This is a genomic window from Pseudomonadota bacterium (assembly GCA_016195085.1).
GTDB lineage: Bacteria > Pseudomonadota > Alphaproteobacteria > SHVZ01 > SHVZ01 > JACQAG01.
The window spans coordinates 21,747-36,579 of sequence record JACQAG010000023.1 but is presented as its reverse complement, the minus strand read 5'-3'; the positions used below and the strand labels follow the sequence as shown (position 1 = coordinate 36,579).

19 protein-coding genes and 1 tRNA gene are annotated in these 14,833 nt (G+C 67.8%); 9 read left to right on the top strand and 11 right to left on the bottom strand.

The genetic code is table 11. The features are described 5' to 3' along the window. Nucleotides 1-39 precede the first annotated feature (39 nt). Both HY058_07225 and HY058_07220 read right to left on the bottom strand, forming a co-directional pair. Nucleotides 40-705, bottom strand: a complete 666-nt coding sequence (locus HY058_07225) for a lectin (GenBank protein ID MBI3497077.1) — start codon at nt 703-705, stop codon at nt 40-42. A gap of 46 nt (nt 706-751) precedes the next feature. Then, entirely contained in the window at nt 752-1,378 is a 627-nt protein-coding gene (locus tag HY058_07220; protein MBI3497076.1) for a hypothetical protein, read from the bottom strand. A 130-nt stretch (nt 1,379-1,508) separates the two neighbouring features. On the opposite strand from HY058_07220, the gene HY058_07215 reads away from it, so the two are divergent. Next, nucleotides 1,509-1,886, top strand: a complete 378-nt coding sequence (locus HY058_07215) for a MucR family transcriptional regulator (GenBank protein ID MBI3497075.1) — start codon at nt 1,509-1,511, stop codon at nt 1,884-1,886. A 168-nt stretch (nt 1,887-2,054) separates the two neighbouring features. Continuing rightward, on the top strand, nt 2,055-2,417 hold the full coding sequence (locus tag HY058_07210; GenBank protein MBI3497074.1) for an SPW repeat protein: 363 nt from the start codon (nt 2,055-2,057) through the stop codon (nt 2,415-2,417). A gap of 34 nt (nt 2,418-2,451) precedes the next feature. On the opposite strand, the gene HY058_07205 is transcribed toward HY058_07210, so the two are convergent. The 7 genes from HY058_07205 to hemC all read right to left on the bottom strand — a co-directional run bounded on the left by HY058_07205 (nt 2,452) and on the right by hemC (nt 9,126). Next, complete coding sequence (locus tag HY058_07205; GenBank protein MBI3497073.1) at nt 2,452-3,333, bottom strand: alpha/beta hydrolase; 882 nt, start codon at nt 3,331-3,333, stop codon at nt 2,452-2,454. Nucleotides 3,334-3,500: 167 nt separating this feature from the next. Continuing rightward, on the bottom strand, nt 3,501-3,758 hold the full coding sequence (locus tag HY058_07200; GenBank protein MBI3497072.1) for a tyrosine-type recombinase/integrase: 258 nt from the start codon (nt 3,756-3,758) through the stop codon (nt 3,501-3,503). 121 nt (nt 3,759-3,879) lie between these two features. Beyond that, nucleotides 3,880-3,954 (bottom strand) — tRNA-Thr (locus HY058_07195). Between the two features lie 22 nt (nt 3,955-3,976). Next, nucleotides 3,977-4,798, bottom strand: coding sequence for a DUF1194 domain-containing protein (locus HY058_07190; protein MBI3497071.1), 822 nt, complete (start codon nt 4,796-4,798; stop codon nt 3,977-3,979). After that, a complete protein-coding gene (locus tag HY058_07185; GenBank protein ID MBI3497070.1) occupies nt 4,795-6,204 on the bottom strand; it encodes a heme biosynthesis protein HemY in 1,410 nt (469 codons plus the stop codon). The genes HY058_07190 and HY058_07185 overlap by 4 nt, the downstream gene beginning before the upstream one ends. 4 nt (nt 6,205-6,208) lie before the next feature. Then, nucleotides 6,209-8,191, bottom strand: coding sequence for a uroporphyrinogen-III synthase (locus tag HY058_07180; GenBank protein ID MBI3497069.1), 1,983 nt, complete (start codon nt 8,189-8,191; stop codon nt 6,209-6,211). Next, nucleotides 8,191-9,126, bottom strand: a complete 936-nt coding sequence (gene hemC, locus HY058_07175) for a hydroxymethylbilane synthase (protein MBI3497068.1) — start codon at nt 9,124-9,126, stop codon at nt 8,191-8,193. The genes HY058_07180 and hemC overlap by 1 nt, the downstream gene beginning before the upstream one ends. 231 nt (nt 9,127-9,357) lie before the next feature. On the opposite strand from hemC, the gene tsaD reads away from it, so the two are divergent. The 7 genes from tsaD (at nt 9,358) to HY058_07140 (ending at nt 13,317) form a co-directional block, all read left to right on the top strand. Beyond that, nucleotides 9,358-10,413, top strand: coding sequence for a tRNA (adenosine(37)-N6)-threonylcarbamoyltransferase complex transferase subunit TsaD (gene tsaD / locus HY058_07170; protein ID MBI3497067.1), 1,056 nt, complete (start codon nt 9,358-9,360; stop codon nt 10,411-10,413). Further along, nucleotides 10,410-11,432: an NAD(P)-dependent glycerol-3-phosphate dehydrogenase gene (locus tag HY058_07165; protein MBI3497066.1), complete on the top strand. Its 1,023-nt coding sequence runs from the start codon at nt 10,410-10,412 to the stop codon at nt 11,430-11,432. Before tsaD ends, HY058_07165 begins: the two co-directional genes overlap by 4 nt. A gap of 159 nt (nt 11,433-11,591) precedes the next feature. Then, the gene (locus HY058_07160) at nt 11,592-11,897 is read left to right on the top strand and encodes a hypothetical protein (GenBank protein ID MBI3497065.1); all 306 of its coding nucleotides are present in this window, start codon (nt 11,592-11,594) and stop codon (nt 11,895-11,897) included. 50 nt (nt 11,898-11,947) lie between these two features. After that, entirely contained in the window at nt 11,948-12,253 is a 306-nt protein-coding gene (locus HY058_07155) for a YciI family protein (protein ID MBI3497064.1), read from the top strand. Between the two features lie 18 nt (nt 12,254-12,271). After that, on the top strand, nt 12,272-12,685 hold the full coding sequence (locus HY058_07150; GenBank protein ID MBI3497063.1) for an EVE domain-containing protein: 414 nt from the start codon (nt 12,272-12,274) through the stop codon (nt 12,683-12,685). Continuing rightward, nucleotides 12,682-13,014 carry a Rieske 2Fe-2S domain-containing protein gene (locus HY058_07145; protein MBI3497062.1) on the top strand — a complete coding sequence of 111 codons (333 nt, stop codon included), beginning with the start codon at nt 12,682-12,684 and terminating at the stop codon, nt 13,012-13,014. Before HY058_07150 ends, HY058_07145 begins: the two co-directional genes overlap by 4 nt. Before the next feature lie 33 nt (nt 13,015-13,047). After that, complete coding sequence (locus tag HY058_07140) at nt 13,048-13,317, top strand: PQ-loop repeat-containing protein (protein MBI3497061.1); 270 nt, start codon at nt 13,048-13,050, stop codon at nt 13,315-13,317. A 102-nt stretch (nt 13,318-13,419) separates the two neighbouring features. Here HY058_07140 and HY058_07135 read toward each other — a convergent pair whose 3' ends face one another. Together HY058_07135 and HY058_07130 are read right to left on the bottom strand one after the other, a co-directional pair. After that, nucleotides 13,420-14,046, bottom strand: coding sequence for an FMN-binding negative transcriptional regulator (locus HY058_07135; protein MBI3497060.1), 627 nt, complete (start codon nt 14,044-14,046; stop codon nt 13,420-13,422). A gap of 71 nt (nt 14,047-14,117) precedes the next feature. Next, entirely contained in the window at nt 14,118-14,549 is a 432-nt protein-coding gene (locus tag HY058_07130; protein MBI3497059.1) for a PAS domain-containing protein, read from the bottom strand. Nucleotides 14,550-14,833: the final 284 nt, after the last annotated feature.

Sequence of the window (14,833 nt, the reverse complement as noted above, 5' to 3'; positions counted from 1 at the left end):
TCTCCCTCCGAAGCGCTCCCGAGGTAACGTCCTCGCCGCTCAGTTGGTCGCAAAGCAATAGAGCAAGCCGGCGCCGCCGGTGCTTTTGAGGTCGTCCTGGGCGCAGCCGCCGCCGGGCCCGCGCGAGGGATGCGAAGAGTTCCACGACTTCGCCGGCGCGCTCTCATCCAGCCCGGTGCGATCCGAATGGCCGAGCATGGCCGTCCCCTGGGTGCTGCTCGTCCAGTTCTTGCACGTCATGTCGGCGTCCCCTGCGAACGCGCGGCCCTCCGGCGTCGCGCCGGTCAGGATGTCGTGGGTGTTGGGCGTGTCGCCGCGGCCGTTGACGGTGGCCCCCTTCTCGGTGAGCGCGGTCTGCTTGGTCAAGTTGTTGCCGGCGCCGTGCAGGTCATCGACGCTCTTGGCGACCACCACGCCCTTGGCGTTGGTCCACGGGCCGGGTCCGATGCGATCGCGCGCGTTGACCGCGCCGGCACCCTGGGTGCTGAGATAGGCGCGCCAGGACTTCGCCCCGGCCCCCGCGCCTTGTGCCAACGCCTGGCAATGCTGGTCGGCGCCGGCGAGCCCGCCGAGGTCCGCACCCTTGCCGAGGCCGACGCTGGTGACGAAAAAGCTCATGGTGCTCTGCGCCAGCGCGGGCGTGCTCCACGCGAAAGCGAGCAGCGCCACGCACACCAAAGCGGAGACGCGCGTCGTGGTGATCATCGCCAGTCCTCCCATGGATCGGTTCTTATGGGCCGTATCGAGCCGGTCATTTTCGCCGCGGACGCCGCGCCGCCTTCCCGGGCGGCTTCGGCTTCGCCGGCATCGCCCGGCCGAGCCCGGTCAGCAGCCGGGCATGGCGGAAGGAATCCGGCAAGGTACCCTTGTCGATCGCCTCCTGCATGCGCAGGAGCAAGTCGTTGTCATGCTCGTCGCGATAGGGCTTGAGATCGAGGTCGGCCGGCACCTTCCTGAGGCGCTCATCACCGATGCGCTTCACGTATTTCTGCATGAAGCCGTCGTAATCGCGCCAGCGGATGTTGCCGGCGCGCACCGCACCCTGCTCGGCCCGCAAGGCGACCTGATGGGCATGCAGATAGTGCAGGCCGAGCTGGTCGATGAGGGTCTTCTCGACCTCCTCATGCAGGATCAGGTAGCGATCGACCTCGATGTCGCGGCCGCGATAGCGGAACGCACGCGGCAGGTGGCGATCGATGTAGATGGTCTTGCCGTCATTGCTGTAGCCGGCGAGATAAGGCACGTCGTGCTTGCGGTCGAGCCTCTGCACCCGCCGCAAGATGGCGTCGAGCGCCCGGTCGAGCATCAGGCTCGAGATGTACCAATCGGGAACCCGAAGCTTTCGGTGCGGAGCGGCGGGATGGCAGCCTGCGGCCATGGCATGGTTCCTTCGCGTCGGCGATCGCGCATGCAGGCGCAACGGCCCGCATTCGCCAGCAAGAGTAGGAGAAAGCCGCGATCTTTGCCAATCGGCGGTCCCGCCACGGACCGGAACCGTGAATACCGCCATGCTGTTTTGCGTATCGCGGTCGATAAGCAACTGTTTGCTTCCAGCGAAGCCATCCAGACACCGTCTCGACAACCAGCACACCTCATCGGCAGTATTCACATCCTGGAGTTCAATGGCAAAAGCCCAAGCACGCGAGGCCCGCTCGGTGGTAGCTCCCGGCATGCTGCAGAATCCATCGGTCAAGAGCTGGCTTGGCGGTGTTGAGCCTGCCTGGACGCTGCTGGATCAAGCCAGCTTCACCACGCAGTATCGGGCCAAGTGGGGTCTGCCAGCGGATTATCCAATGGTCGCCCCTCGGTATTTAGAGGGGCGGTCCAAGGCGGCGATGCGGATTGGCCTCGGAACGAAGGCCCAGCGGGAAAGCGTGGGGAGATAGGCCCAAAGCCCGAATACCGGCTAGTGTGATGATTCCGAAGTTCGTTGGCGAACTTCGGAATCTGAATCACACTAGATTCAATAGATTAGCGGCCAGCTTATCCCTGAAATTCGCGGACGAATTTAAGGGGCGGGACACTAGATCCGCCTGGCGGTTCGAGGAGGCAACATGGCGATCGGCAAGTTCTCGCGACCTGAGCAGTGGGAGGATTGGCTCAACCTGGCCCTGGGCATCTGGCTGTCCGTCTCACCATGGGCACTTCAATTTGCCAACGACGAGACGGTAACAACGAACGCTGTTGTGGTCGGGCTGGGACTGGTCCTATTCCAGAACATCACGCTGACTGCCTTCCGTGTTTGGGAGGAATGGGTCAACGTCGTTTTGGGTGTGTGGCTCGTGGTCTCGCCCTGGGTCCTCGGCATAGTGGCTTTGGTGCCGACAGCGAACGTCGCTATTGTCGGCGTGCTCGTCCTGGCGTTGGCCCTCTATGAAATCTGGGACATACGCAGGCATTCGGGACACCCAGCATAGGTCACGCGACCGGCCTAGGAATGGCCGCCAACCTTTAGGGAAATCTCTTGAAAAACGTCGCGATCGCGGCCGCCGACCGGTCCGGATCTTCGACATGCGGAAAATGGCCGACTCCGTCCATGATCGAGAATTCTAGGTCGGTGAAATATTGGTCCAGCTTGTCGGCCCAGGCGACCGGGAGAACGGTTTCGCCGGCACCCCACAGAACACGCGTCGGCACGGCGATCGGCGGCGGGGGCGGCAGCTCGCCCTTCATAATAGCGATGCGCGTCGCATTGGCGCTGCGGTACCAGTTAAAGCCGCCCTGCAGATTGCCCCGCGACATGAAATTGTCTACCCAGGCTTCGAGCAGATCGTCAAACGCGTCCTTGCGGACCGACCAGTGCCGGATCAGATTGCCGAAATAGATCCGGCACGCATCGCGCGACGAGCCGATCAGCTCGGCGGCCCAAGGAAGCTGATTGAAGGATTGATACCAGATCTCCTTGATGTGATCGGGCTGGATCCACCTGGCACCGATTCCAGGATAGACACAATCGAAGAAGAACAGGCCGGTGATCCGATCCGGATGCTGCCGCGCCACGCTCTGCGCGACATAGCCGCCGACATCATGCGAGACGATCCCGACTTTCTCGATGCGGAGCGCATCCAGCAGCGCCAGCATGTCGGCGGCATGGGCGTCGGGTCCCACTTGGTCCGAGGGCGGCGGATCGAGTTCGCCACTCTTGCCGAACCCGCGGAGATCCGGCGCGATTAGATCGAAATGGTCGGCAAGTCGCTCCATCACCCGCTTCCAGGTCAGCCAGAATTCCGGCCAGCCATGGAGCAGCAACAACGGCGCGCCGGAGCCCGCGCGGACATAATGGAACTCGGTGCCGTTGAGGCCGATGAAATGCGAAGCGGTTTGGGTTGTCATGGATGATTCATCTTTCTGATCCATGCCATTGATGATGTCTTTGTTCTAGTCAGTTGGTCCCCCTTCACGACACATTGTCTAGCATGGGCTAGCTCTACGTCGCTTTCCTGCGCGCGGAAATTAACTATGTACGCCACGCCCCTCATTGTTGAATTTATATGAGCAATCTACCCAGTTTCATCCTCGCAGCTTTGGGGTGGCTCGACGAACAGCCGCATCGCGTTCGAGAGGGTTGCGCCTATTTCGTCAGCGACCGTCAGCGCTGGGTCGATATCAACGTGGGCGTACCGGTTCGTTGTGCTTGCCTGCGAGTGTCCGAGTAGACGACCAACCACAGGAAGATTTGCTCCGATAGGGACGCCGATACTCGCAGCCGTGTGTCGCAGATCCTGCACACCGACGGGAACGCCCGGACAATTCGCCAACGTTCTTTACGTCGCCGGGTCTAGGGCGGGAATGTCTGTTGCGAGTGGTGCACAGTCGGTGCACAACAAAATTTCGTATCGACCGTTTCGACGTGAATATTCGCTAAAGCTTTGATCTTGATGGTGCCGAAGCCGAGGATCGAACTCGGGACCTACTGATTACGAATCAGTTGCTCTACCGCTGAGCTACTTCGGCCCTGGAGAGGAGTGGGCGGAACCTATCGGGCTTGGCCGGAGCCTGCAAGGGGGAAGGCGCCCGCGAGCTGGGCCTCGGGCAAGGGCAGGCTGAGACCGGCGATCTCGCGCACCAGCTTCACCACCAAGGTGCCGGCGATCGCCGCCGAGGAGTCGACGGTGACCACGAAGGCGCCGGGGCCGCCCATCACGCGGGCCTCGAAATAGCGCTCGAGCAAGAGATCGTCGGAGAGGATGGCAAGCCCGTTGACAGTGACACCGGCGGTGATCGCCTCGTCGCGGGCGAACTCTGGCGGCCGGCCATTGTTGTTGATGCCGTCGCCGGAGATGTCGATCACCCGGCGGGCGCCCTTGTAGCCGCCCGTCTCGAAGAGCCAGAGGGCCCCGGTGATGGCGCCGCTCAAGGAAGTGCTGCCGCCGGGAAATGCCGTACGGGGTGCCGTGGCCACGAGGGCGGCGAAGGCGCGGGCACCCTCCCGGTCGGCGATCTGGGTCCAGCCCAGAACCTGGCGCTGCTCGCTGGCGCTGGCCCAGTGCATGAGGGTGACGACGATCCGTCCATGGGCGCCGAGCGCGATCGCATCCGTCACCCGGGGATCCTCGAAGGCGGCGGCGTAGCCCTGGCGCTGCAGGCGGAACTCCCCATCGTCGATGCTGTCGGAGACATCGACGGCGAGCACCAGAGCGAGGTCGACCGGGTCCGGAGACGCTGCCTGCGCGGGCCCTGCGTCGAGTCCGGCAAGGGCGATCAAGACGAGCCAGGCGGCGGCAAGGAAGGCCGGCGCCGGCACCGGCATGATCCTCAAATGCCAGCCGCGGCGACGGCGGGACCGCGCCGTGATCATGGGACCGCACCGGATGCGGCGGTCACCGGCGGCGGGATCGCCGGAGCGGGTTGGGGCGTGGGCGTATCAGGGCGGTCCTGGGTACGGTCGGTCTCCTGGGAGATCAGCCGATGCACCCTCGGCGGCTTCTTCCAGAGGATGCGGCCGATGCTGCGGCAATGACCGCAGACCGCACTCCAGGAGGGGGCGGCGGCGCCGCAGGATTCGCACACCCAGTCCGGATCCGGCTCGGCCGTGGCCACGCGCTCCAGCCATCGTCGCGCTTCGGCGAGATTGCCGTGCTCGTCGGTCTCCAGCCGCGCCATCAACCGGCAGAGACGCGGACTCGGGCCGGCGGCATCGCCCGCCGATTTGAGGTGGCGCCTGGCTTCGCCCCAAAGCTCGGCGGCGAGCGCTGCCTCGGCCATGGCGAAATGCCCCTCGGCATGGTCGGGCCGGATCGCCGCCAGGCGTTCCAGCGCGCGGAGCCGCGCCAAGGGGGCGGAGTCCTCGACCAGGCCGGCATAGGCCAGGGCCAGATCGGCATGGGGCAGCGCCGTCCAGGCCGATTCGATGACCCGGGCCGCGCGCCGCTTCTTGCCAAGTTTCTTGAATTCGCCGGCAAGCAGCACGGCCGCGGGCACCAGGCCGGGCTCGAGCCGTGTGGCCTGCTTCGCCAGCTTCACCGCCATCCGCGCATCGCCGGCCCCCGCCGCCTGCCGCGCCCGCTCGGTCAGCACCACCGCGCGCCGCCGCTTCGCCTCGGCCTCGGGGATGGAATCGGTGCGGGTCGCCGCCAGCATCAAGGCCTCGGCCCCCTGCCACTCGCCGGCCTCGGCGCGTAGCTCGAAGAGCGCCTCCACCAGCCAGGGCGAGGCCGGCCGGAGCGCATAGGCGCGCTCCGCCAGCGCGCGGGCCCGGCGCCGCTCGCCCTTGCCGAGCGCCTGGGTCAAGAGCCCGCGCAGCCCCAGAAACTCCGTCTCCGGCCGCTCGCGCATGGCGGCGAAGTAGCGCTCGGCCGCGGCATCGTCGCCTTCGAGCTGGGCCGCCTGGGCGGAGAGCAGCAAGGTCAAGGGCGGGTCGTGCAGCAGCACATCGGCGCGGCGCGCATAGCGCCGGGCCTCGCCTGGATCGCCGGCGGCCACCGCCACCATGCCCCGGCTCAAGGCTTCGTAGCCCCGCCCGCGGCGCCGCTCCCGCCGCCGCCGGCGCCATTCGCCGGGGGCGTGCATGAGCCAGTGCCAGAAGCGCAGCGTGAGCGCGAGGGCCACCGCAAAGAGGCCCACCGCCAGCGCCACGACGCCGAGCGAGGTGTCGATCCGCCAGTCCTGCCAGTCGAAGCGCACATGTCCTGGATGCTCCACCAGGAAGATGGCGGCGGCGGCGATGAGCGCCACCTCGAGCAGATAGAGGAGCGGTCGCAGCATCGAGCTACGGCGCCGGGCGCTGACCCAGGAGCTGGGTCGCACGGGTGAGCATGCGCTCGATCGCCCGGTCGGCGGCAAGCCGGGTGCGAGCATCGGCGATCCAGGCCTTGAGCGCATCGCCGGGCGGGCCTTGGATCCCGTCTTGCGCCAACAACGCGCCGTCGAGGTCGCCGCCTTCCAGCGCCTTCTCGGCGCGGGCGAGCTTGCCCTGCAATCCGTCGGTCGCATTGCGCCGGCGGATGCTGACCAGGCTCGCCACGCGGTTCAAGGCCTCGCCGATCACCCCCTGGTCGGGCCCGGCGATCTCGGCGCGGATCGCGGCCGCCGCGGCGTCCTCGAAGCGCTGGCGCAGCATCTCCAGGCTCGCAACCCCCTTCTGCTGGCGCGGCTCCAAGGCTCCGGCCGCTTGCGTGATCTCGCCATCCTCGCCGGCGAGCGCGCGCACGGCCTTGAGCTCGGGCGCGAAACCACCGGAGCCGGCGAGCGCTGCCTTCAACTGCACCACCGCCAGCAGCAAGGCCGCGGCGCGGCCGGAAGCCGCCCGCTCGGCCGCCATCGCGGTCTCGAGCTTGATGAGCCGCTCGGCCAAGCCGCGCTCGCCCTTCTCGAGCTCAGCCAGGAGCTGCGCATCGGCCGGGTTCGGCTTCGGGGTGGCTTCCTCGCGCGCCAAGCGGTCGGCGAGCTCACGCTGGGCCTGCTGCAGGCGGGCGATCTCGGCCGGATCCACCATCGGCGGCTTCGGCTGCGATTCGATGAGCCGCAGGCGCTGGGCCAGGCGATCGACCGCGGCTAAAGCTGCCTCCAGCCGCTCAGTGCGATCCTCGAGCGGCTTCAGATCGACCGTCGGCGGGTGCACGTCCAGGTTCGGTTGCGCCAACAGCTCGCGCACCAGCTTGAGCTCGCCCGCGAGCGCATCCAGGCGCTGGTCGGCCGCGGCGACGGTCTCGGTTGCGGCGGCGAGTCCGCGCTCGATCTGATCGAGGCGCGGGGAGGTGCTGCTCGCATCGGCACCGGCCGTCGCCGGCGGCGCGCCGGCGAAGAGGCGTTGCGGGTCGGCTCGCCAAGAGTCCCGCGCCAGCCACAGGAGACCGACGAAGACGACGAGAACCGCAAGCGCGGTCACCAGGCCCGCCACCATCGCGGCGGCCAAGGACGGGCGTGGCCGCAAGGCCGGTGCCGCGGCGGCGAGGGAAGCGGGAGCCGGCTGGGGAGGCTGGTTGGCGGGGGCGGGCTCGGACATCGCTTGCCTCGGGGCGGGTTCGCCATCTGGGGACGCGCCCGCCAGATCCTCGACGAGCGCCATCAGGCTCGCCGTCGTCGGCGCCGCCGCAATGCGGATCTGCCGCCACGGCAAGGCCGCGCTCGCCTCGGCCACCCGCCGGCTGAGCGCCGCCAGTGTCGTCCGCTCGACCGCTCGGGCGAGGTTGTGAGCCTTGACGAGGCTAGCAAAGGTGGCGCCGGTGCGGGGAGAGAAAATGAGCACGAGATCGATCAGGCCCCGCTCGAGGGCATCGATGGCTTGCTGGCTCAGCCGCGTGGCCGGCTTCGCTTCGTAGAGAATCACCCGGCGAACGACGAATCCGGCTTCGCCCAGCGTCCCGGCGAGATCGCCCGCGACGGCGCTGCCGGCGACATGCAGCAAGGCGCCCTTCCTTGGATCGAAGCGCCGGCGGATGAGCGCCGCCAGATCGCCGACATCGCCATCGGCGCTGATGACGGCCGCGAAGCCTGCATCGCCGAGCGCCTCGGCCGTGGCATCGCCGACGGCAAACGCGGTGAGCGCCCGCTCGCTGCGAAGCCGGGCGAAGGCGCGGGCACCGTTGGCCGAGGTGAAGATGAGGCCGGCGACGCCGGCAAGCGAGATGACGGCATCCGGCCTCGGCACGACCTCGAGCAGGGGCTCGATCATCGCCTCCACGCCGATCTCCAAGAGCGCCGGGGCGAGAAGCTGGGCGTCCTCGCGGGGGCGGGTGATGAGCGCCCGCATCAGGCGGCGGCGAAGAACTTGGCGCCGGCGCGGGACCTGAGCTCGGCCCCGAGCGCCTGGCCGATCGCCACGGCGGCATCCGCAGCGCCGCTCGCCGTCGAGCGCACGAGCTCGCTGCCGTCGGGGAGCGCCACCAGCCCCTGGAGCCTCAGCGCGCCTTCCGAGGACAGCTCCGCCAGCCCGGCGATGGGCGTGCGGCAAGACCCGTCGAGAACCGCCAGCATCGCCCGCTCGGCGGTGATGCGGAGCGCCGATTCCCGGTGGTCGATCGCCGCCAGCAGCGATCGCGTGCGCGTGTCATCGGCTCTGGCCGTGATGCCGATCGCGGCCTGGCCGACGGCGGGCAGCATCTCGTCCGTCTCCATGATCGAGCCGACGCGGTCCATCAGCCCCAAGCGCTTCAGGCCGGCCAAGGCCAGCAAAGTCGCATCGGCTTCGCCGGCGGCGATCTTGGCGATCCGGGTGTCGACATTGCCGCGGAGCGGCACGATCTTGAGATCGGGGCGGCGATGCAGGAGCTGGGCGGCGCGGCGGAGCGAGGCGCTGCCGACGCTGGCGCCCCTCGGCAGCTCGGCCAGGCGGTGCGCGCCGCGGGCGATGAAGACGTCGCGCGGGTCCTCGCGCTCGAGCACGGCGGCGAGCAGCACGCCGTCCGGCAGCCAGGTCGGCAAATCCTTCAGCGAGTGGACGGCGAGCTCGATGCGGCCGCCCAGCAAGGCCTCGTCGATCTCCTTGGTGAACAGTCCCTTGCCGCCGATCTCGGCCAGGAGCCGCGTCTGCTGGGCATCGCCGGTGGTGCGGATCGGCACGATCTCGATGGCGCCGGGCGCGGCCAGCCAGCCATGGCAAAGGGCCAGACGCTGGGCGGCCTCGCGCGCCTGGACGAGGGCGAGCTTGCTGCCGCGCGTGCCGATGCGAAGCGCCGATGCTGCCATGGCGAAGCTGTAGCCTTTGCCTTGGAGGAAGGAAAGCGGAACGAGCCCGGTCGGCAAGGGCAATAATAATGTCTGCCGATGGGTGCGGGCGCACGAGGCCTCGGCTACAGTCCGGCCCGCCATGCGCTCCCTGCGATGCCAACCGAGATTGCGCGCGAATGCCCCCACCCCGGCCCTCCCCCACGCATGCGTGGGGGAGGGAGGGACCCGCGCGAGCGGGAGGGTGGGGGCGTGATCGTGCTCGGGATCGAGACGAGCTGCGATGAGACGGCGGTGGCGCTGGTCGATGACCGCCGCCGGGCGCTGGCGAATCTCGTGCTCTCGCAGCTTGCCCAGCATCAGCCCTATGGCGGCATCGTGCCGGAGATTGCCGCCCGCGCGCATCTCCAGCATTTAGAGCCGTTGATCCGAGCCGCGCTCGGCGAAGCCAAGCTCGATCTGAGCGAGGTCGACGCCGTTGCCGCGACCGCGGGTCCGGGGCTGATCGGCGGCGTCTTGGTCGGCGCCACCATGGCAAAGGCGATGGCGCTTGCCTGCGGCTTGCCGTTCGTGGCGGTCAATCATCTGGAAGGCCACGCGCTGACCGCGCGCTTTACCGACGACGTGGCCTTCCCCTATCTCCTGCTGCTGGTCTCGGGCGGTCATTGCCAGCTCTTGGCGGTGGAGGGCGTGGGCCAGTATCGCCGCTACGGAACCACCATCGACGATGCCGTGGGCGAGGCCTTCGACAAGGCAGCGAAGCTCTTGGGCCTGGGATATCCCGGCGGGCCGGCAGTGGAAGCAGCGGCTCTCAAGGGCGATGCCGCGCGCATTCCCCTGCCGCGGCCGATGCTCGGGCGCCCGGGCGCGGATTTCTCCTTCTCCGGCCTGAAGACGGCGTTGCGCCACGCGGTTCAAGCGCGGCCGCAGCCGCTGGCGGCACGGGACGTCGCCGACATCGCCGCCTCGTTCCAGGCGGCGGCCGCCGACGTGCTGGCGGATCGCACCAGAAACGCGGTTCGCCGGTTTCGCGCCGAACATGCGGGGGGCGGCACCCTGGTGGTGGCGGGCGGGGTCGCCGCCAACCGCCTCTTGCGCCAGCGCCTGACCAGGCTGGCCGAAGACGAATCGATCCGCTTCGTGGCGCCGCCGCCATCGCTCTGCACCGACAATGGCGTGATGATCGCCTGGGCCGGGCTCGAACGGCTGCGGCTAGGTCTCGCCGACGGTCTCGACTTCCGGCCGCGGCCGCGCTGGCCGCTGGATCCAGGCGCCCCGCCGGCGATCGGCGCCGGAGTGAAGGCGTGAGGCGCTTTTCCATCATCGGCGCCGGCGCCTGGGGCACCGCCTTGGCGCTGGTGGTCGGCCGCGGCGGCGGCGAGGCCCTGATCTGGGCGCATGAGGAAGACGTCGCCCAATCGATCAACCGCGGCGACGGCAATCCGCGCTTCCTTCCCGGCATTCCTCTGGGTCCCGGCATTCGCGCCACCACCGATCTCGCCGGCGCCGCTAAAGCCGATGCCCTGCTGCTGGCGACCCCGGCGCAGCATCTCCGCCAGACCCTCGGCCGGTTGGCACCCCATCTCGGCACCTCGAGGCCGCTGGTGCTGTGCGCGAAAGGCATCGAGCAAGGCAGCGGCTTGCTGATGACCGAGGTCGCGGAGAGCGTCGCCCCCGGCCATCGGCTGGCGGTGCTGTCGGGGCCGAGCTTCGCCGCCGAAGTGGCGTTGGAGCTGCCGACCGCGGTCACGCTGGCCACCACCGACCCGCAGCTGGGCAGCGCGCTTGCGGAGGCGCTCGCCAGCCGGCGGTTCCGCCCCTATCTCTCCGATGACCCCGTCGGCGCCGAGCTCGGCGGCGCGGTCAAGAACGTGCTCGCGATCGCCGCCGGCATCGTCGAAGGGGCGCGGCTCGGCGACAATGCGCGCGCCGCCCTCATCACCAGAGGCTTGGCCGAGATGCTGCGCCTCGGGCTGGCCAAGGGGGCGCGAAGCGAGACCTTGGCCGGGCTCTCGGGCCTGGGCGATCTGGTGCTGACCTGCACCGGCGGCCAGTCGCGCAACCACGGCCTCGGGGTGGCGCTGGGCCAAGGACGGAGCCTCGCCGATGCGCTGGGATCCGGGCCGGCGGTGGTCGAAGGGGTCACCAGTGCCGCGGCCGTCCTGCGGCTCGCGCACAGCCTCGGGGTCGACATGCCGATCGCGGTCGCGGTCGATGCGGTCTTGACGGGTGCGCTCGGGGTCGCCGAGGCGATCGCCGGCCTGTTGGAGCGGCCGCTGAAGCGCGAGGACGAAACGGGGCAATTCGGCAGCAAGTTAAAATCTTAAATAGCATCGTCCCGGCGCTCTCCGGCGGCTGCTAGAGCCCTCGAATTACCCGGAAATCGTCGGGTGCTGCATACAAATGTATTGACCAATCGTCCGGGTGAACATACACACATAGGTAGAAATGCCTTGCGATAGCCACGGGACAAGCGGCAGAACGCCATGAGCGAGCAGGGGGAGGGTGATGATTCGCCCGAGCGCGAGCTCACCCGGCGACGCGCACGACTGGTCAAAGCGCTGAAGGAAACCGAGCGGTTCCGGCAGCTCCTGCGCGACGCCGCGGATCGGCTGCGCGAGGATGCATCGCTGCTGACGGGCGAATCCGAACAACAGCGTCGCCGCCTGCTCTTGGACACGGCGCGGCGGTTCGAGCGCTACGCCGAGGAAATGGACGAGGCGGGGGGGCCGCGGCCGAGCGGTTTGCCGGAGGCCGGCGGAAGATTGGACGGGGCCGGTTCCGGCAGCTAAAACGAGGCGCCGATCCGAATCCGCACCGCTCGCCACCCCCCAGGAGCCGCATGCTGTTCGCCATCTATCGCCTGGACAAGCCGAACGCGGTCGAGCTCAGGCTGAAGACCCGTCCCGTCCATCTCGACTATCTCAGGAGCCAGTCGCACCGCCTGTTCACCGCCGGGCCGGTGCTGGCAGACGATGGCAAGACGCCGATCGGCAGCTTGCTCCTGGTCGAGTGCACGAACGAGGCGGAGGCGCGTGCTTTCGCCGCCGCCGATCCCTACGACAGGGCGGGATTGTTCCAGTCGCTCACCATCCATCCCTGGCGCAAGGTGTTCTCCGCGCCGGCGGTCGGCGGCGCGCCGGGCTGAGCGGAACGGAGTCTGCCCATGGCCTATTGGCTGATGAAGTCGGAGCCCGACACCTTCTCCTGGGACATGCTGGTGAAGAAGGGGTCGACGCATTGGGACGGGGTGCGCAATCACCAAGCCGCCAACAATCTGAAGGCGATGCAGGTCGGCGACCGCGCGTTCTTCTACCACTCCAATGAAGGGCTGGCGATCGTCGGCGTGATGGAGATCACCCGCACCGCCCATCCCGATCCGAGCGATCCCACCGGAAAATTCGTCATGGTCGGCGTCAAGCCGGTGATGCCGGTGAAGACGCCGGTCACCTTGAAGGAGATCAAGGCCGACACGCGTTTTGCCGATCTCCTCCTGGTGCGCCATTCGCGGCTCTCGGTAGTGCCGGTGAGCGCGGCCCATTGGGAGCTCCTTTGCCAGATGGCGGGCGTCAAGGCTTGAGCCTGCTCTGCCGGCTGGACGATCTGCCCGAGGGGGCAACCCGCGGCTTCGCCGTCGAGCGCGAGGATCATCGAACGGCGATCTTCCTCGTCAATTGGGCCGGCGTGGTCCATGGCTACGTCAATTCCTGCCCCCATGTCGGCACGCCGCTCGACTGGCTCCCCGATCGCTTTCTCTCTCCCGACGATAGCTGGATCATGTGCGCGACCCACGGGGCCTTGTTCCGGCCCGAGGATGGTTTCTGCATTGCCGGTCCCTGCGCCGGGCTGTCGCTTGAGCGGGTGAAACTCTCAATCGTCGCCGGCGAAATCCGCTACAATGAGAGCTGAACCCGACCAAGCCTCCGAGCCGCTCCCACCCCCGTGAACAAACCCTTCATCGAGCTCATCGGCGCGATTGCCGTTATTCTGGGGCTCGCCTCGATCATCCCCCAACTCCTGAAGACCTGGCGCACCCGCTCGGCCGAGGACCTCTCCACCGTCTGGCTGGTGCTGGCGCTGGTGTCGGGCGTCTTCGGCTTCGTCTACGTGCTGATGCTGGATGCTTGGGCCGCGATCGTCGGCAATGTCATCGGCATGGTGCTGACCGCGCTCTTGTTGGCGCTCAAGCTAAAATTTCGCCAGAAGGCTTGAGGAGATTCAACACAGAGACACGGAGAAGAGACGAATTTTTTGCGCGTAGCGCATCACGAATCGGATTTTCTCTGTGCTCGCCGTGTCTCTGTGGTGAACCTGCTATTTTTCTCGCGCGCGCATGAGCGCCGCGACGCCGGCGGCCCCTTCGCCCGGCAGCGCTTCCAAGGCCGCGATGGTGCCCAGGCGATCGGGCGCTTGCCGGTTCTGCGACAGCTTGAACTTGCCTTCGATGCGCTCGATCGGCATCGAGAAGCCGACGATCGCCTTCTTCAGCCCGGCGAACATCTCTTTCGGCAGCTTGTCGATGGTCCAAGGCCGCTTCGGCGCGAGCTTCGCCTCATGGGTGGCGCTGAGACGCTCCAACAGACGCGTGAGCGCCTCGTCCTCGAGCGCCGCCGGATGGCCATGGGCGTGCACCACCGCGTAATTCCAGGTCGGCACCGCCACCCGGTTCTCATACCAATCGGGAGAGACGTAGCTATCGGGCCCATGGAAGACCGCGACCGCCGCGGTCTTGCCGTCGAAGGCGTGGTGGATCGGATTGGCGCGCGCCACATGGGCCAGGAGCGTGCCATGGGCGCCCTGATCGGCATCGATGAGGAAGGGCAGATGCGCGATCTCGATCCGGCCTTCGAGGCTGGCGATCAAGGTGCCGAAGCCGTGCTCCCGGATGAGCTGGCAGAGTTCGTTCGGATCATCTTCGCGGAAGTGATTGGGAACGTACATGGGTGCCACATCTCATGCGGGCTCGTTGACGGCGGCCAGCCAGGCCTTTCGGCGACGGCGCCGATCCGTCTCTAGTCTACCATGTGCAGTGCGCCGAACAGCATGTCGACGGCGCCGCCGCTGTTCGACAAGGGCGCGATGAAGCGCTCGTAGAGCCGGTATTCCTTGGAGACCCAGGGCGCACGATATCGGCTGAAGCGGGGTGCCCGGGTGCGGACCACCTCTAGGTATTCGTCATAGATGCGGCGCCATTGCGGCCCATAGTCCCGCTCATTGACCGCGAGCCCGGTATAGGGCTTCCCCGCCCATGCATCGATCTCGGTGCCGACCAACCGGAAGCGGAATTCGGTCGGGTTTCCCGCCACATCGACGAGGAAGACATAGGGCAGGAGGTGCTTGATTTCCTCCAGCTCGATCTCGGCGCGCGCCGGGAGACGCCCCGGGGCGGCCTTGCTCAGCCAATAGTCGTGGGCCTGCTTGACGACGGCGGTCTTGAATTGCATTTCGCTCAACGCCGCACCTAACCGTGATGATCGCCTTGGGCTGGGGTCCCGACCGGCCTCGGCGCTGGGATTGCGAGCCCGTCGCCAGAGACGATCCAGCCGCCGAACTCGGTCGGCCGGGCGTCGGCCGCCTCGGCTTTGACCATGGGAGCGACGGGCCGGGACGGGAGCGCACGCGCAAGGCTCGGAAATTCACGATCTCCGCGACGCCTAGGCGTGCGTCTTCCAGACTAGCGATCGGCCGCGGCGGGATCTTGTCGATCCTTGCTGAAGCTGGCTCGATC